At 55.8% G+C, this 16,678-nt stretch carries 14 protein-coding genes and 1 tRNA gene; 8 read left to right on the forward strand and 7 right to left on the reverse strand.

Annotated elements, in window-relative coordinates; all coding sequences use genetic code 11:
• Positions 1-3 precede the first annotated feature (3 nt).
• The gene (locus GSQ93_RS09570) at positions 4-1,221 is read left to right on the forward strand and encodes a DUF1501 domain-containing protein (protein ID WP_158935414.1); all 1,218 of its coding nucleotides are present in this window, start codon (positions 4-6) and stop codon (positions 1,219-1,221) included.
• A 442-nt stretch (positions 1,222-1,663) separates the two neighbouring features.
• Here the strand turns inward: GSQ93_RS09570 and GSQ93_RS09575 are convergent, their stop codons facing one another.
• From GSQ93_RS09575 to GSQ93_RS09590, 4 genes are all read right to left on the reverse strand, one after another.
• Positions 1,664-2,557, reverse strand: a complete 894-nt coding sequence (locus GSQ93_RS09575; RefSeq protein ID WP_174254599.1) for a squalene/phytoene synthase family protein — start codon at positions 2,555-2,557, stop codon at positions 1,664-1,666.
• 244 nt (positions 2,558-2,801) lie between these two features.
• Entirely contained in the window at positions 2,802-3,605 is an 804-nt protein-coding gene (locus GSQ93_RS09580; protein ID WP_158935415.1) for a transglutaminase family protein, read from the reverse strand.
• 28 nt (positions 3,606-3,633) lie between these two features.
• Positions 3,634-4,530: a transglutaminase family protein gene (locus GSQ93_RS09585; RefSeq protein ID WP_158935416.1), complete on the reverse strand. Its 897-nt coding sequence runs from the start codon at positions 4,528-4,530 to the stop codon at positions 3,634-3,636.
• Positions 4,531-4,781: 251 nt separating this feature from the next.
• The gene (locus GSQ93_RS09590; protein ID WP_158935417.1) at positions 4,782-5,612 is read right to left on the reverse strand and encodes a sigma-70 family RNA polymerase sigma factor; all 831 of its coding nucleotides are present in this window, start codon (positions 5,610-5,612) and stop codon (positions 4,782-4,784) included.
• Positions 5,613-5,791: 179 nt separating this feature from the next.
• On the opposite strand from GSQ93_RS09590, the gene clpP reads away from it, so the two are divergent.
• A complete protein-coding gene (clpP, locus tag GSQ93_RS09595) occupies positions 5,792-6,394 on the forward strand; it encodes an ATP-dependent Clp endopeptidase proteolytic subunit ClpP (RefSeq protein ID WP_158935418.1) in 603 nt (200 codons plus the stop codon).
• Positions 6,395-6,635: 241 nt separating this feature from the next.
• Here the strand turns inward: clpP and GSQ93_RS09600 are convergent, their stop codons facing one another.
• Together GSQ93_RS09600 and GSQ93_RS09605 are read right to left on the reverse strand one after the other, a co-directional pair.
• Positions 6,636-7,559, reverse strand: coding sequence for a DUF2971 domain-containing protein (locus GSQ93_RS09600; RefSeq protein ID WP_158935419.1), 924 nt, complete (start codon positions 7,557-7,559; stop codon positions 6,636-6,638).
• A 316-nt stretch (positions 7,560-7,875) separates the two neighbouring features.
• Positions 7,876-8,688, reverse strand: a complete 813-nt coding sequence (locus tag GSQ93_RS09605; RefSeq protein ID WP_158935420.1) for an AbiJ-NTD4 domain-containing protein — start codon at positions 8,686-8,688, stop codon at positions 7,876-7,878.
• 777 nt (positions 8,689-9,465) lie between these two features.
• Between GSQ93_RS09605 and GSQ93_RS09610 the strand changes: the two genes are divergently transcribed.
• From GSQ93_RS09610 to GSQ93_RS38045, 5 genes are all read left to right on the forward strand, one after another.
• Positions 9,466-9,855, forward strand: a complete 390-nt coding sequence (locus tag GSQ93_RS09610) for a hypothetical protein (RefSeq protein WP_158935421.1) — start codon at positions 9,466-9,468, stop codon at positions 9,853-9,855.
• Positions 9,856-10,260: 405 nt separating this feature from the next.
• The gene (locus tag GSQ93_RS09615) at positions 10,261-10,560 is read left to right on the forward strand and encodes a hypothetical protein (RefSeq protein ID WP_158935422.1); all 300 of its coding nucleotides are present in this window, start codon (positions 10,261-10,263) and stop codon (positions 10,558-10,560) included.
• Positions 10,561-10,844: 284 nt separating this feature from the next.
• On the forward strand, positions 10,845-13,631 hold the full coding sequence (locus tag GSQ93_RS09620) for a phage tail length tape measure family protein (protein WP_158935423.1): 2,787 nt from the start codon (positions 10,845-10,847) through the stop codon (positions 13,629-13,631).
• An 833-nt stretch (positions 13,632-14,464) separates the two neighbouring features.
• The gene (locus tag GSQ93_RS09625; protein ID WP_158935424.1) at positions 14,465-14,884 is read left to right on the forward strand and encodes a hypothetical protein; all 420 of its coding nucleotides are present in this window, start codon (positions 14,465-14,467) and stop codon (positions 14,882-14,884) included.
• Between the two features lie 224 nt (positions 14,885-15,108).
• The gene (locus GSQ93_RS38045) at positions 15,109-15,573 is read left to right on the forward strand and encodes a tyrosine-type recombinase/integrase (protein WP_301952053.1); all 465 of its coding nucleotides are present in this window, start codon (positions 15,109-15,111) and stop codon (positions 15,571-15,573) included.
• A gap of 168 nt (positions 15,574-15,741) precedes the next feature.
• On the opposite strand, the gene GSQ93_RS09635 is transcribed toward GSQ93_RS38045, so the two are convergent.
• Positions 15,742-15,828, reverse strand: a tRNA-Leu gene (locus tag GSQ93_RS09635).
• A gap of 373 nt (positions 15,829-16,201) precedes the next feature.
• Between GSQ93_RS09635 and GSQ93_RS09640 the strand changes: the two genes are divergently transcribed.
• Positions 16,202-16,624: a DUF2946 domain-containing protein gene (locus GSQ93_RS09640; protein ID WP_158935425.1), complete on the forward strand. Its 423-nt coding sequence runs from the start codon at positions 16,202-16,204 to the stop codon at positions 16,622-16,624.
• The last annotated feature ends 54 nt before the right edge of the window (positions 16,625-16,678 follow it).

Consider the following 16,678-nt stretch of genomic DNA (forward strand, 5'->3'; position numbering starts at 1 on the left):
CCCATGAACCGACGCGATTTCCTTTCGATGACCGGCGCAGCCGGCGCCTTCGCGCTTGCGCCCTCGGTATTTGCCGCAGTGAGCCCGCTTCCGGTCGAGATGCGTTCGAGCGGATACGGCAACGTGCTGATCCTGGTCGAATTGAAGGGCGGCAACGACGGCCTGAATACCGTGATCCCGTTCGCCGACCCGGCTTACGCTGCATTGCGCCCGGGCATCGGCATCAAGCGCGAGCAGGTCATCCAGCTTGACGAGCGCACGGGCCTTCATCCCGCCATGCAGCCATTGATGCCGCTCTGGAAAGACCGGCAACTCGCGATCGTGCAGGGTGTCAGTTATCCGCAACCGAACCTCTCGCATTTTCGATCCATCGAGATCTGGGATACCGGCTCGCGCTCCGATCAATATCTGCACGAAGGCTGGCTCACGCGCACATTTCGCGCGCAACCCGTGCCGGCAGGATTTGCTGCCGATGCCGTGGTGATCGGCAGCGCGGAAATGGGACCGCTCGCGAACGGCGCACGCGCCGTTGCGCTCGTGAATCCGGCGCAGTTTGAGAAACAGGCGCGGCTTGCGACGCCGGTATCGCTGAAGGAGCGCAACCCTGCGCTCGCGCATATCCTGGATGTGGAAAACGAGATCGTGAAGGCCGCTGACCGCCTGCGTCCGCGTGCCGGCCAGTTTGCGCTCAAGACGCAATTTCCGGGCGGCGCATTTGGTACATCGATCAAGACGGCCATGCAAGTGCTGGCCGCGACCGATACTCCTGCCGGCGTGCCGCAAACGGGGCAGGGCGTTGCGGTGATCCGCCTGACGCTCAATGGTTTTGATACCCATCAGAACCAGCCGGGTCAGCAGGCGGCGTTGCTTAAGCAGTTATCGGAGGGAATGGTTGCGATGCGCTCGGCGCTGGTCGAATTGGGCCGATGGAACGAGACGCTCATCATGACCTACGCCGAGTTTGGCCGACGGCCGCGCGAGAACCAGAGCAACGGGACGGATCACGGCACGGTCGCGCCGCATTTCGTGATGGGCGGCCGCGTGAACGGCGGCTTGCATGGTGTGGCGCCGGAATTGGCGCGGCTGGACGGCAACGGCAATCTGCCGGTCGGCGTGGACTTCAGGCAGATGTACGCAACTGTGTTGGGGCCGTGGTGGGGCATGAATTCCACCGCGGTCCTCGGGCAGAAGTTCGAGACACTGCCGTTACTGCGGGTGTAGTTCGCCCGCGTTGGGGGGCGGGGTTAATGCCGGATTGCCAGGTTCGCGCCTGAGTTTTTTGGCCGGTTGTCCGCGGATAGCGCGGGGTGATCCTTGGGCAGGTTCAGTCACTGGTGGCGAAGCGTGTCAGAACCCGTGTTCGGAGAAGGAGGGGTTCAAACATCCCTCGCTCTGGCGAGCACCGTGCTTTTGGGGCACCTATGAATGAAAACTGCACGCTGTGGACACTTAGGGTAGCGTGGTTGAAAGCGTTTTCTTTGCTTCGTTTCTTTGTCGCTTTGGACAAAGAAATGACGTGCCGCCACGCACAGTGGCTAAAAGCGATAAAGAAATTAGCAAACCTAAGCAGGCCGCTAAGGCCGAAAGCAGCAACCCGGCATTGACCCCGACCGCTACCCCCAAAACCGCCCAAACCAAAACCCGTCCACCGGCGCGAGCGAACCTATCTGACGCGCCAACTAATCCACAGTTTGCGAATAGGTGTCAGCGCAATCCGCTGATGAAGCACCTGGAAGTTTTCGCGCTCTATCTCGTCCAACAACGCCAACGACAAAGCCGCTTGCGTCCGCAGCACACGCTGTGTCGAACGCTCGTCCGAGGGGATCGCGTCCAGCGACTGCTTAAGCGCCTCGCGCGCCCGCCCGATCTGAAAACGCATGAGATCAGTAAACGCATCGCTGTATTTGCGATTGATGAGATCGGCCGCGGTGACATTGAAGCGCTGCATCTCATCGATGGGAAGATAAATGCGCCCGTGACGCGCGTCGTCACCGATTTCCGCGATGCGCTCCGCCAGCATCAACGCCGTGCCAAGCGAGTTGGCCCAACCCGCTGCATCATCCGGACGGTGTGCACTCGCGCGCGCGATGATCAACGCAAACGCGCCGCCGACGTTATCCAGATAGCGCCGCAGATCGGTCCAGTCGAGATACCGTGCCTGATCGAGATCCATGCTGAATCCATCGACCAGATTGTCGATGGATTCCCGTCCTTGCTCATCAAGAACCGGCGTGTTCGCCTGATGCGCGGCAATCGCTTTCGTCACGGGATGGGCAGGCTCGCCGCCGAACAAGCTGGCCAGTTCCTTTTGCCACCAGGCGTGCTTGGTCCGGCCGATGGTCGGGTCGCTGGTTTCCTTGACGGTGTCCTCCAACTCCCGGCGCAATGCGTAAAACGCTGTCAGGAGCGGCTGTCTGGCCGCGGGCGCACGGCGCAGCGCGTAGTACGTGCTGGAGCCATCGGGTGCGGCTTTTTGCTGGCAGTAGTCGTCGAAGTTCACGGCAATGGAAGGTGATGACGGCGTAAGCCGATCGGTCCAGGCCAGAAAAAAAGCCATTGAAATTCAATGGCTCGCGCGTGTTCTGGAGACTGGACAGGTAAGGGAGGATGCAGCATTGTCTTTTTCGGTGCAGGTCGAATCTGGCTTACTGCGCTGACTCACTGCACACGATATTCAGCCGTAATTATCCTCCGGATGGGAATGTGCTGCAAGGCGGGGCGAAACGGATGCCGCCACGCGGTGGTATGAGCTCATTCCGCGCGGCGTGATCTAAGTTAGATATCCGAAGTAAAACCGCTCGTTATTGCGCCTCGCAAACCACATCGAATTTGAGCAGCTTGGTGGGGCCGAAGGTATTGCTGATGGCGACATCGGCGGCATCGCGGCCTCGCGCCATCAACACGCGGCCCATCCGCGGGACGTTGTTGCGCGCATCGAAGGTCTGCCAGCTTCCGCCGAGAAAAGCCTCGAACCACGCGGCGAAATCCATTGCGGTGTAGGGCGGCGGCATACCGGCGTCGCTGATATACCCTGTGCAATAGCGCGCCGGAATATTCATCGCGCGGCACAACGTGACGGCGAGATGCGCGAAGTCGCGGCATACGCCCTGACGCTCGTTATACGCTTCCCACGCGGTCTTGGTCGGCCGCGCGTGCGCGTAATTGAACACAATGTGGTTGTGCACGAAGTCACAGATAGCCTGTACGCGCGGGCGTCCCAGTGGCGTATTGCCGAACGTTTTCCAGGCGAAGTCTGAAAGCAGGTCCGTTTCGCAATAACGGCTGCCGAGCAAAAACACGAGGCATTCGTTGGGCAGGTTTTCAACCGGATGCTGCTCGCCTTGCGGCCCGGGTTTTTCGAACTCATCCGGCACCTCGAGCAACGCCGATGTCGACAGCGCTATCTGGCCCTCGGGCGCGACAATCCGGCTGCACAGGTTGCCGAAGCCATCGCGATACTGCGAGATCGGCACCGGCGGATCAACGACCAGCAGATCCGCGAGCAAGACCTGGGGGGCGAACGAGAAATGCGTGTTCAGCATGAGAAGCATGGGTGTCGGCTGCTGACACTCGTAGACCAGCTCGTAACCAACGCGGAGTTTCATGGGAGTGGCCTTTCTATGGAAGAGGACATCAGCGGTTCTCGGTCACGCTGACCTCGACATCGAGGCTGCGGAACGAGCCGGGCTCGCCGTTCCAGGTTCCCCATAGCGGGAGGGCCTGATGGTGGTCCCATGCAACCGCGACGCGGATGAGATGACGGTTGCCGATAATGCTGTTGGTCGGGTCGAAATCGACCCAGCCAGCACCGGGAAGATAAATTTGCAGCCACGCGTGCGTGGCGCCGCCACCGCGCGTGGCGTCACGCTTGGTTTCCAGCGGAACGTCCAGTTCAGGCACGAAGATGTAGCCGCTGACGAAGCGCGCGGCCAGACCCAGCGAGCGCACCACGTCCATCATGAACACAGCGAAGTCCCGGCAACTGCCGGTGCGCAGGCGCAACGTATCGGCGGGACGATTCACGCCTTTTTCCGTGCGCCGAACGTACTTGAAGTCGTCGTTGATCGCCTGGTTGATCTTGCGCAGCAGCGCCATCGTGCCCATGGGTTCGCCGGGCGTGACAAAGCGTTTTGCCCAGGCATCGACATCGCCGTCCGGCTCTGGCCGGTTGCGCGCGTTGACCAGGTCCGAGGCCTCCTCATTCGTGTACGCAAACGGAAACGTGGCGGCGTAGCGCTCGAGCGCGTAGTCCGGCTGCGGTGCTTCGAAGTGCTCGAGCGTGACTTCGCTTTCGAACGTCAGCTCCGCGGCCTGGCTATCGAACGTGGCGACGGCCACCGAATTGTCGAAGATATCGTGCAGCCAGCGCAAGCGCGCCGGCTCCGGCGTGATCTTCAATTGCATGGTGACGAGGCGCAGATCGTGACTGGACCTCGGCCGGAACATCATTCGATGCTCGCCGAAATCCACCGGTTCCGAATACCGGTAGATGCTCGTGTGCCGTACGGTAAAGCGTTGTGGCTCGTTCACCTGACTGCCCCGTGCAAGCGAAAACCAACAGGCAGGAGGCCGCTGGTAATCATGCTCCGCGACCCTACCGCGACAGTCGCGGCCTGATTGTTGAAAGCCATTGTGGATCCTTGATCGAGGTGCCTGGACTCTCCAGACACCAGTTTTCAGGATACACGAGACGCATCAAGTGAAAGAATTCGTTTGCGGCTTGACCAGCGGCCTCGTGCGGGTTTTTCCCATCGATTGACCGCAGTCGTCGCGCTAAAGCGTCAGACGGCCACGAGGGAGGATGCGCGCTCGCCGGTAACGGTTGACTGCAAGTCGATGCGGCCGATCCGCAGCCGTGCGATCAACGCGTGTGTCAGCAGGACCGCCTGCTGCTCGGCGATAGCCGTCGCAGAGACTGGAGCGACTGGAGCAAACGCCGGCGACGGGACCGACGCCGTGGCAAGCGTCAGCGCGACCAGGGCGCTGACATCCTGACGCGCGATGGCATCGAGTAATGGTTCGATCGCGTCTTCTCCATGCGCCGTATGCGTTGCCTCGTTGGATTTCCGATCGTCACGCACCCGGTCTTTCGCGCGATGCACCATTTGCCGGCAATGCGCGGCGCTCCGGTTAAGGATCTTCGCGATACTCGCGTAGTCCGCTTCGAACGCCTCGCGCAGCAGGAAAGCTGCCCGTTCCTCCGCCGACAGCCGGTCGAGCACGAGGCGCATTCCATAGAACAGATCCGATGCCTGTTCCGCGAGTGTCTGGGCCGACGGAGCGTGATCGATGGAATCGAAACCGTCGAGATTGTCGAGATTGTTGATCCCGCCCGGCAACGGCGCCTCATGTTTCAGGCGCCGCAAGCGGTCGATGGCCGTCCGTTTTGCGACCGTCGCGAGCCATGCTGCGGGTGTGTCCAGCGCATTGTGTCCCGCGTCACCCGCCGTGCGCTGATGCAGATGCCACTTCACGAACGTGTCCTGGACGACGTCCTCGGCGTCCGCGCGCACGCCGAGAATCCGGTAAGCCAGCGAAAACAGCCGCGCGCGCGACGCCTCGAAGAGGGCGAGTTGCGCCGTGTCGCGATCGATATCCGTATCACCAGTCATGGGGGTTCCCCTCATTAATCGTGCTTTTGCCCTGTATCGGCCTGACGGCTGGCGCCACGTGAATGTGACAGCCACCGGCAAAAATATATCGCGTGAGCGCGTGTCACGCACGGATGGCGTTGTGCGTCATATCGGCTGAAGGCATCCACAGTGAGCAAAAACCAAGGAACCGCAACGCCATGAATCCCCACAGCCTTGGCCTCGTGCCGACTGTCATTGAACACTCCGGACGCGGCGAACGCGCTTACGACGTCTATTCGCGGCTGCTGCGCGAACGCATCATTTTCCTGGTGGGGCCGGTGACGGACCAGACGGCGAGCCTGATCGTCGCGCAACTGCTGTTTCTCGAAGCGGACAACCCCGAGAAGGACATCGCGCTGTACATCAACTCGCCGGGCGGGTCGGTCTACGACGGCATGGCGATCTTCGACACCATGCAGTTCATCCGGCCGGACGTGTCCACGCTTTGCACCGGATTCGCCGCGAGCATGGGCACATTCCTGCTCACCGCGGGCGCGAAGGGCAAGCGTTTTGCGCTACCCAACGCGCGCATCATGATTCACCAGCCTTCGGGCGGGTCGCAGGGCACCGCGGCCGATATCGCCATCCAGGCCAAAGAGGTGCTGTATTCGCGCGGACGCTTGAACGAGATCATGGCGGAGCGCACGGGGAAGAGCGTGGAGCAGATTGCGGCGGACACCGACCGCGATAATTTCATGTCGGCGGATCAGGCGCGGGATTACGGCTTGATCGATGAAGTGCTGACTCAGCGCGCTGCATGAGTCGAGCGGCAGCTTCAGCCTCAAAAAACCGGCCGTGCAAATGACGAAGCCTCGCAGTTTTCACTGCGAGGCTTCGTTTTCAGCTTGGTGCGTGAGGTCGGACTCCAGCGGCTTTACTTGACAAGGGCTTCAGGCTTTCGTGTGCATTTAATGCAACATTTGAGCACGCTTTCGCGGATTAGGATAATCGCTATACCAATAATCATATGCGGCCGCTTTCAAAAGGCACATTGCGAAAAAGTTAGCCATCTCTGAATTCAACCGCGTATCTGTCGGGGTGCTGATAGGCAACTTTGAATTCGGGATTGAAGCCGTTAGCCAAGATAAATTCTTTGTGTCGTTCACGAACCTCCGGTTCCATCCTCATTCCGAACAAGACTGACCTCAACGAATCTTTTTCAAAATTAAGGATTTTTGAAGATCCCAGCTCAACCGGATGTTTATGGCTTTTATAATGTTGTAACTCGAGCCGCTTAATGAGATTCTTTGGGAGACCTATGGATTTTGTCGCGATTGTCGCAATCGTCTTGATGATAGCCGGATCGGGATTGGTAGTGCGCCACTCGAAAACCGTAGGATTTGTAGATCGGTATTCCCTCTCATAACTCCAGTCAACTGATTTTTGATAAAGTGCAATGATCGCAAGCTCGTCCTCGGTGTGTGCCCAGAAACGGACCTTCCTGTAGTTCGTTGCGTATACCATTTCGGTAACTGCGGGAAGTCCTGTCTGTCCCCAATCAAATTCAAGACAAAGACCTTTGTGGTTCGCTGCGTAATGTGCCCAGAGAAGTAAGTTATGCTTTTCAGCCGACAATGCCAGGACGCCGTAGTAGTCCATTAAATCCCTGTAATATCTTGCATTGTCCCAATACGTTCCCGTAATAGTTCTATCATACATTTCGTCGACAGTTCTTTTAGCTTCCTCGTAACGGAGGTCTACCGGTATGTCCCTACCCCGGCTGCGATGTTGGTAGCCAAACGAACGAAACACGTAGTCAATTGCTTCCTCTTTGGACGCGGAATAATCGAAGTTAAGCATGCCATCGAAAGGGTCATTGAAGGTTGATGGCTTTGCGTAGAAAAGGCCTGCCTCACTAAAAATTTTCGCCGTATTGCTTGTGCCGATATTATTGAAGTCAATCGGTCCGCGATATTTATATAGCATAGTGTTTTACGTTTCTCTTTGTGGAAGTTCCAAAGTATTCTACACTTGCTAGAATCGTTATGATCTGCGTGAACCGCCAAGTTGCAGACGAAAATACTCAGCGGATACGAAAATCAACACCGCTTCACAGTTAGGTACGTTTTTCTGCCGACATAAGTTGCGGAGCTTCTACAGCTAACAAAGTGCGGCGACCCTCTCCTGACCAGACACGCGCAACTATCTCCCGGTATATAATCACTCTCGGAACTGACGAGGAAGGGCTTTGCCGCTGTATTTTAATATTGTATTTTGGCGACTATCGGAAAAATGGAATTTTCTAACCTTTTGCCAGTGTCTTCAAATAATTGACAAAGGACGTGCATACAAGCAGGAAATACTTTGCGTCGGCCGCTGTGAGGTTTGGCTCGTCCATTAAGGCGTGCCTAATCCCCTGTGCATCGCTCGTGTAGGCGTACAAAAATGTATAGCTTTTCTGCAATGCACCATGCAGTTTCCCCGATTTCTCCAAAATTGCTAATGCCTCTTTTAAGTCTGCCTTTTCCTTTCCGCTCACGATCTTTGCTGCAGCTTCTACAGCGGATATAGACTCCTTGATACAGTTTCTGTAATCAGGATTGTCCCTGTTAGAAAGCATCGCCAGTGCGACAGAGATATGCCTGGTTGCTCCGGCAAAGCTATCATTGTTCGCTGTAAGAGCAGCTTCGAGCGCGCTAATTTCAAGCGCGTCCGTTATTTGGACAAACTGTCCATCAACTATACGATAGGCTGCTAGCTCTTGCTCCAAAACGCGACTTACAAGCCATGCTAGTTTTTCGCCGGCGTACCTAAACCGCATGCAGAATTCGAGGAAGTCGTAAACGAAATGCCACTCGTCCTTGAAGAATTGCTCCCTAATTCGATCCCAAGCGCGCCTGTAGGAAGTCCCGCCGTATCCACCCACAGAGGGTATGGAGTCGATAGGTTCCTTGAAAAAGTCACGCCAAAGCACCGCCAAGAATTCATATTCCGAGGTTGGATACTCCCACGCGTCAAAAGCATTCCATAGGGAGTTGCGAAGGGGCGCAGGCATACCGTCCGGCTTAATGCTTTCGGGTATGGGAGTAAGCCCGTTTCGTTGACTGAATCGCATATTGCAGGTGTTCGTAGGAAAAACTTTGGTTAGTGTCCGGAATGATACCGCGCCTTAACGGTCGATAATCCTCGACTTCTCCGTTTCAAAAGCACCACCAGGGCACGAGGCCCCGGCGGCGACACGTTCACCTAAGCAATTTCGAGCGCATAGCTAGCCCAATCAACGAATTGGAGTACGTACACTCTGCACTGCAAACCGGCACGCAGTCCCGCTTGCGCGGCTCTCGTGGCGCGGTCTCGAACTTGCTGCGTCGCTTCCGCGCTTACGTGGACATACTCGGCTGGAGGCAAGTGATATCGACTACCGTTTGCTGCGACGATGGCGGTAGCAAACCCTTGTGCTCGCATTCGGGCATGCAGTCGTTCATAGTCGTTGCCATCTGCACGATGAAGCAGTTCAATGCGTACATTAAACATGGACATAGTTGTTACCCTATGAAGCGTCCAGGCGCGTTGACACTACCTTTTGGATAGTTATACTTGCGCCCGTACAGTTGGAAACCGGCCGCTTTTCACTTGGCAGAGAGGGCAGCCGGAGATGCAAATAGAGGCTGCACCTTTTACGGTGTGGCCTTTTTCATTGCAGGTAAACATTACCATCAATTCAATGGTCTAACGAAGCCGGAACACAAAATCTGGTGTGCGAAAACGTTTAGAGTGCTACAGGTTGTATCCATGCATACTCTGTCGATCTTGGGACATGGTTTTACCGAATAGGGATCGCGTCCTGCGTAGTGTGTGTGATAGCATGATGCAATACGCTTAGGAGCTATCTGTGAAATACGATCCCGATTCCAATGTCCGTAGCCAGCGAGAGAACATGCAGGCGTTCCAACTAAGGCTCCCAAAGGAGACTATTAAGGACCTGCAAATACTTCGCGTGTTCGCTGGCGTCAAGGTTTCCGAGGAGCTTAGGGACCTAATCGTAGGATACGTCGAGACTAAGCGTCCGCTAATTAAGCAGGCTGCAGCAGATTCACTCGGCGCTCCCACCGAGCTAACTACGGAAGAGCAGGTTCTTGCTGCGAACGCATTAGCTAAGCGTGGGGAAGTCGATCTGTATCACGTGGTGCCTGTGCTTAACATGACGAAAAACGCGGATGGGACGGTAACGCGGAGCGAGCCAGCGGACAAGACACCAAGGCCTGCAGCCAAGCGGAAATGAAACAGTACGCCAAAGAATGAAAATACAGCTTGCGTAGTGGTTTTAAGCGCAGTACATTCTGTCCAGTGGTAAGAAAGGGCGGTAGATGCAGAAGTCTCCGCCCTTTAAATGGTGTCTACGTAGTGGTTTTAAAACACTATCGTAGCGAAACAGCCTCAGGTAGTCGGACACAGCGCTCCGGTCTACAGTAGCAAAGCTCTTTAACAACCCAGTGCGTAGGCCTCCAGCAGCAACGGACCCGCCTACCGGCCTTAATCAGGTCGTGACGTAGTGAGCGGTAGCGACGGCGGAGGATAAGGCCTCCTCGTTGCATTCCGGATAGCAGCTACGAAAGGATTACCAAGGCGCATTCCTACGAGTGTTCCTTGGTAGCGCATGGAGCAACAACTAACTAGGAAATGAAAAATGAAACGAGTTCTGCATGTAACGCTTGCCCGTAACGATAACAAGCCTGATAACAAAATTCTGGCTATGTTCGATTCGATCAAGGCTCACGGATTCCATATTACTAAGGCCGGTGCTTACATAGACGGCACGTTCTCCGCTACCTGCGAATGGCGGTGCATCGCTCCTAATCGTACCCGTGCATCTCTGCCTCCCGTCATCCTGCGTAACCGTGCTGAGGCTCTAGCTGCGTTGGCTATCGACCTTGGGCAGCACGCGGAGCGGCTAAAGTTTGGCTCAGTAGAATTGATGGCGGCATGAGCAGCTTTAAATTTAACCAGTCTACCTTTAGGACTACCTATTTATGACCCCCTGGACATACGGGAGCTATCCCCGCGTCTCCATACTCGGAGGCACGTGTACTGAGCACTAAAGTTAGTCCGGACTTGCACAAGCGGATTCGGACTTTCGCAGTAGAAGTAGACGCCACGGTATCCGCCGTGATTAAAACCGCTGTATCGCAGTACCTTACCTCACAGGGGCACAAAATGAAGATTGGCAGAATCACGAGTAAGCTCACGCACGCTAGCCTTGAGGCTCACTGATTGAGCACGTCGAACAACAACAGCACTATCGTAGTTTCGGTAGATGCTACTGGGTTTGAAGCTGGCGTTAATAAGATCAAAGCAGGGTCGGCTACTGTTAGCGCGGCACAAGCGCAAATGGCCCAGCGTGTCCAGCTTGTAGACGCAGCGATGAAGGAAGCTGCTGCGAACGGGTTTGAGTTGAACGCACGGGCAGCTAATAAGCTTGCTGCGGAATATCAACGGTTAGCGGCAACGGTAGGCAAAACCCAAGCGGAAATCCTTGCCCAGCGTGCAGCAGCTACCGGGGTCTCCAGCACGTTCGCTAGCATGCAGGCGCAGATTGCCTCAGCATCCACTGAGACTCACGGTTTTAGCCTCGCCACGGGCGCAGCACGGCGGGAGCTTGCGGTGCTAGCTCACGAGGCCGGTACGGGCAACTGGTCCCGGTTTGGTGGCTCGCTAGGCGTGCTCGCGGAGCGTACAGGCGCTATCAACTTGCTTTTCAGTGCCACGGGTGCATCCCTGATCGCTGCTGCGGCTGGCATCGCTGCAGTCATTTACGAGATTGCCAAGGGTGCGGAATCATTCAACGCGCTCACCAAGGCATCCGGCGCTACCAACGATTACATCGGGATGACTAGCGGACAGCTTAAACAGATGGCTGTGGATTTAGCTGGCATGGGCGGTAGCATCACTGACGCCTCGGCCACGCTCACCGCACTTATCAGTTCCGGCAGAGTATCCGGAGACACGCTGTTAGAAGCGGGACGGGCTGCGCAGGCCTTCGCACAGCAAACGGGCTTGGCTGCGGATAAAGCTGCTGAGGCTATGATCGCGTTCGCAGCGAACCCATCTAAAGCGCTGCAGGAATTGCAGGAGCATTACCACGAGTTTAGTGCTGCCCAGGTCAATGTGATCGAAGGGTACATTAAAGAGGGTAATGTAGCTGCTGCCACCGCTGCGGCTTACGCGGACATCGCTGCGCATCATAAGGAGATGACTTCCGCAGTGCTCGCAGATATGGGCTTGATTGTAGGCTCGTATGAGGGATGGAAGATCAAACTTGAGTCCGTTGCTAACTGGCTTGGGAATATCGGCCGTGCGAGTACGCAGGCTGAGAATTACGCCAGCGCAGTAGCTGCTGCTGCGAAGGCACAGGAAAATTATAATCAAGCTGCGATGATGCCATTCGGTAACACGGCATCGGCGAAGGCGGGGCTTGATGCAGCAAATGCACAGCTTGCCGTTCAGAAGAAACTACAGGATGCGGCTACGGCTGCAGCAGCAGCGGATAAGAAACGTGCAGCAGGCGGGGATGCTCAGGTTAGGCTCAATAGCTACCTTAACGACACTACGGGCGCAGGGCCTGCGGCTGAGCAAAAGGGCAAGCTCGACAAGGAAGCCCAAAAGTTTGCGGAGGATACGAAGGATGTCGATACTGCATCTGCTGGCTATCAAGCTGCGCTTAAGCTGCACTATGAACGAGTCGCTGAGATCAACGCACAGTATGCGAAAAAGACGCGCGTCAAGTCTCCCAACGAGGACGGCATCAATGCTGCGATAAAAGCCCTCAATGCACAGACCGATCAACTCAAGGCCGTCTATCAACAGCAGAACGATGCAGCTAAGGCATCCTACGCCACGGGTGCGATTGATGCACAAACGTTCATTGCGCTGCAGCTTCAATATCAGGAGCAGGAGTTAGCTGGTGAAGCAGCCATCGCGCAGAAGCAAGCGGACATTGCTAAGGGTAAGAAGCAAACTGTAGCCATGACGGAATATCTCAATACCGTAAAGAAGATTTATGGTGAGATGGACTCTGCAGCTTCTAAGGCCGCTGAGGGAATTATTGCAGCGAACCAGAAGCAGGCCGATGCTATTGCTAAGTTTTCGACTGAGCAGAATAGCAAGACTAAAACGCAGCAGCAGGGCTACGACGACTTCAACGCAACTCAAGGCATGACTTCCGATGATGCAGCTAAAGCTAACGCCAAGCTCGCTATTGTCCGCGATTACTACAAAACGCTGGAAAATCTTGAGGCCAATCATAACGCTAATCAAATTACCCTTGGTGTGTATGACTCGGATAAGCAGGCAGCAGCTACGGCCTATACGGATCAGCTTCAGCAGTTGCAGCAACAGCAGGATAAGCAGCTTGCCGTGCAAAATGATTATTACACGCAAGTCAAAAATGCAATGACCGCTTCCACGGGTAACGCGCAGACCAACGCGCAGCTTATGGGGTCTGCGTTTAGCTCTGCTTACTCTACGATGTCCTCGCAGCTTGAAACATTTATCACTACGGGTAAAGGTAGCTGGGCGAGCTTCACGGAATCCATCATTGCGGACTTCGCCAAGATTGCACTTAAGGCAGCGGAACAGCAGATATTCACATCGGCTATTTCCATGTTCTCAGGTGGTGGTGCGGTGCATGCTGCTACGGGTGGTGCAATCACTGGTGCAGGCAGCGGCACAAGCGACTCAATCCCCGCGATGCTTTCTAACGGCGAGTACGTTATCAATGCAGCTTCTACTAAGAAATACGGAAGCCTGCTGGACTCAATAAATAGCGGGACCATGAGCCACTACGCTACGGGCGGTGCTGTGGGTTCTGTATCGCCAAGCTCTAGCAGCGGATCGGGCAGCAACATCTCACTATCGCTCGGTGCTGGTAACCAGGGCTTAACTATGGCTGATCTTCAGGCAATCGCTCCGCATATACAGACACTCGTAGATAAACGTATGGCTCAAAAAATGGGTGGACAGGGGGGCTATAGCGACATGATTCGACAAGGGAAAATCTAATGGGTGCTGGTCTCCAATGCTGGGACAGTAGTGGTAATTTGACAGTAGACATTACTAGTAGGCTCGCCCGAGTCGCGGGTTCCATACCCATAGACCCTACGCTGCCCACTCGTTCTATAGTAATTCCCTCTGGCGGTTCTGCGTTCTACAACTTCCAGCCTACCTTCGTTTGGGGGTTCATCAATATGGATGTATCCCGGCCTATTTTCACTCTTACAGGTAATACCCTGTCGTGGGCTTGGTCCGTTGGCGCTGGAACAAACAACAAACAAATTACCGGGACTTTGTTCTACGGTATTTACTAGTGAGGGATATAGCTATGAACTACTCAAATATGGGACGGGTCTAGTGTCTACATATGGCCTCCGTGTATGGAGTGCATCAGGTAATTTAATCTGTGATGTCTCGTCTAGGTTAGGTCGCTTCGTCGGGTCTTACACGATAGATACCACACAGGCTAGCGGGTCACTAACGGATGCTGGCCTCCTGCATGGAGATGTCTGGTATCAGTTCCAGCCCACGCAAATTTGGGGGTTCATTAACATGGACGTTAGTAGACCGGTATTCGCGGTATCCGGCGATACGATTTCGTGGGCATACTCTGCAGCAAACGGAACTAACAATATGCGAATTCCAGGGACCGTGTTCTACGGCGTTAAGTAGGATTTATCTTAGGCTGCTCGCCGCCGATCACTGAGCATGCCGATAGCAGTATCCGATCATGTAAGCCTGTTCTCCGCTGATCCCCGAACCTGCTGATAGCAATACCGATCACGCTGTAGCCGTGGAATTCTCCTCGTCCAGCAAAACATTACATAGGAATACTTATAACTATGGCATCAACTATCATTCGCAAGGCTATCGTCAATGCAATTTTCAACTGGTCAGACGACATCGGTTTGAAGCTTCCTCAAGAGGCGGCTGCTTACGCTACCAAGCGCTTTGGATCAACGTCAGAGATCACTAAGGCGCTTGTTAATCCTGTCGGGGTGGGTACTCTCACGGACGGGCACAGTGCATTGGTAAACGAAACGCTGGTACGTGACGAGTTTGTACAGGCTGTGTTTTCCGGGTCGATCCTTGGCAAGCTGCAAGGTCTCATTGAAGTGCCTGCACTTACCCGAATAAAAAGGGAGCACGACCCGAAAAGCTGCGTATTGCGGCATTCCTGCGTAACTTCCCGTTGCTGGCTGATAAGAAACTTGCAGATGTTAAGACGCCTGATATCGCAGCTTGGCGAGACGCGCGATTAGCTGGCTTCTACGGCCCTGACGGGCAGAGCGTGGCTCGCGTGTCCGCTGCATCCGTTCTACGGGATATCGCTTGGCTCAGCCATGCCTTTACAGTAGCGAAAAACGAATGGCATTGGATCGCGCACAAGCCCTTGGACGGCTTCAAACTGCCTCCGGCACCTGTTCCGCGAGACCGGCGCGTGCTGCCTTGTGAGGTCCGCTTAATCGTCCGTAGGCTTGGCTACGTGACTGGCGTAGCTCCGCAGACAAAGCAGCAAGCTGTAGCGTTAGCGTTCCTTGTCGGCCTGCGGTCTGGAATGCGAGCAGGGGAGATTCTGAGCCTGGGCAGGGCTAACCTAGACTTGAACAAGCGTATAGCGACGGTGGCGCACAAGACCCAGCACTTAACGGGGAGGCCACGGATTGTCCCGCTCACGAGGAAGTCCGCACGGCTGCTCCGACCGGTAGCGCACAAGGAAAAGTGTTTCGAGGTGTCGTCTGCGTCGCTGGACGCGCTTTTTAGAAAGGCGCGGGACCAAATGCTTATCAAGGGGCTGCACTTCCATGATTCACGGGCAGAGGCACTGACGCGGCTTTCCCGGAAGGTAGACGTTATGACGCTGGCTAAGATCAGCGGTCACAAGGATTTGTCCATCCTGCAGAACACGTACTACCGGGAGTCGGCGGAGGACATTGCAGCGCGGATTTAACCGTGTGCAATGGCGTGTGCAGAGTGTGAGCACTTAGCAGTGCGAGGATCGACACACAGCGCATATCGATGCACTGAGGCAGTAGCTTGGAAGCCTTGTCCAGCATGGGATTGAGACTGAAAAGCCCGTGCCTGTTGACTTAGGCACGGGCTTATGCAGGGTGCTGTTTGGTGCGTGAGGTCGGACTCGAACCGACACGACATTGCTGCCGTCAGGACCTAAACCTGGTGCGTCTACCAATTTCGCCACTCACGCGCGTTTGTGCGGCTAGTTTAAAGCGGGTTCGGCAAGGCGGGGAAGGTGCAATCCATGCCTAACCGCGTCCATTTCGCGTCCACGCGGTACAACCCGCGGTACAACCATCACGGACTCCGCTTTACAACCTCGGGAAAGCGAATTTCCCGGCGACGCAGATGCGTGCGTCGCGCCAAGCCCGGCATTCTAACCGAATCGATGGCCAATGTCTCCATGCGCAATATCCACACGGAGGCGTGTTGGCAGAACCGCCGCCGCCGCGGATATAGCCTGAAACCCCGCCCAAACCCCCGAACCACATTGCATAGCACGAACGACGTGCTTACAATCGCCAATCGTTCTCGTTTGCCCCTCCGCGGCTGAACTTACCCTGATGAATCGCACTTCGCGCAATCGCCTCGTTGCATGGCTCGGCATCGCAGCCATGTGGCTGGCTATTGTCGCGCCGGTGATTAGCCAGACGCTGGCATCGCGTCAGCAGGGTGTCGATCCGCAAGCAGCGATCTGTTCCGCCGATGCCCTCGCGCAGATCGTTTCATCCGCGATTGTCTCCAAGCCGGATGCGGCCGTTCAAAGCAACGAACCAGCCGGTCATCACATGGCCGGCGCCGATTCGTTCGACGCCTGTTCGTATTGCGGTTTGCTCGCGCACAACGTGCCGCTGGCATCGGCGCCGCCTGCCGTTCTGGTGCGGGTCGAACGCGTCACGCACCTGGCCTCAACGCCGGTTGCGCAAGTCGTCCACGTCAAGTCGTTCAATGCCGCGTCTCCGCGCGCGCCGCCCATCGTTTCCTGAAGTTCGTCCGTATGGATCTGTCCTGGCTGTCTGCCGTGGCTACGCGCGCCGTTT

Origin of the sequence: Burkholderia sp. S171 (genome assembly GCF_009766085.1) — a bacterium.
In the GTDB taxonomy this organism is placed as follows: domain Bacteria; phylum Pseudomonadota; class Gammaproteobacteria; order Burkholderiales; family Burkholderiaceae; genus Caballeronia.

Excerpts from the sequence above, each read along its gene's own strand:
- GSQ93_RS09600 (WP_158935419.1), bottom strand. The coding sequence starts at position 7,559 with ATGCTATATAAATATCGCGGACCGATTGACTTCAATAATATCGGCACA.
- GSQ93_RS09625 (WP_158935424.1), top strand. The coding sequence starts at position 14,465 with ATGGCATCAACTATCATTCGCAAGGCTATCGTCAATGCAATTTTCAAC.
- clpP (WP_158935418.1), top strand. The coding sequence starts at position 5,792 with ATGAATCCCCACAGCCTTGGCCTCGTGCCGACTGTCATTGAACACTCC.
- GSQ93_RS09580 (WP_158935415.1), bottom strand. The coding sequence starts at position 3,605 with ATGAAACTCCGCGTTGGTTACGAGCTGGTCTACGAGTGTCAGCAGCCG.
- GSQ93_RS09590 (WP_158935417.1), bottom strand. The coding sequence starts at position 5,612 with ATGACTGGTGATACGGATATCGATCGCGACACGGCGCAACTCGCCCTC.
- GSQ93_RS09570 (WP_158935414.1), top strand. The coding sequence starts at position 4 with ATGAACCGACGCGATTTCCTTTCGATGACCGGCGCAGCCGGCGCCTTC.
- GSQ93_RS09575 (WP_174254599.1), bottom strand. The coding sequence starts at position 2,557 with ATGGCTTTTTTTCTGGCCTGGACCGATCGGCTTACGCCGTCATCACCT.
- GSQ93_RS09640 (WP_158935425.1), top strand. The coding sequence starts at position 16,202 with ATGAATCGCACTTCGCGCAATCGCCTCGTTGCATGGCTCGGCATCGCA.
- GSQ93_RS09605 (WP_158935420.1), bottom strand. The coding sequence starts at position 8,688 with ATGCGATTCAGTCAACGAAACGGGCTTACTCCCATACCCGAAAGCATT.
- GSQ93_RS09615 (WP_158935422.1), top strand. The coding sequence starts at position 10,261 with ATGAAACGAGTTCTGCATGTAACGCTTGCCCGTAACGATAACAAGCCT.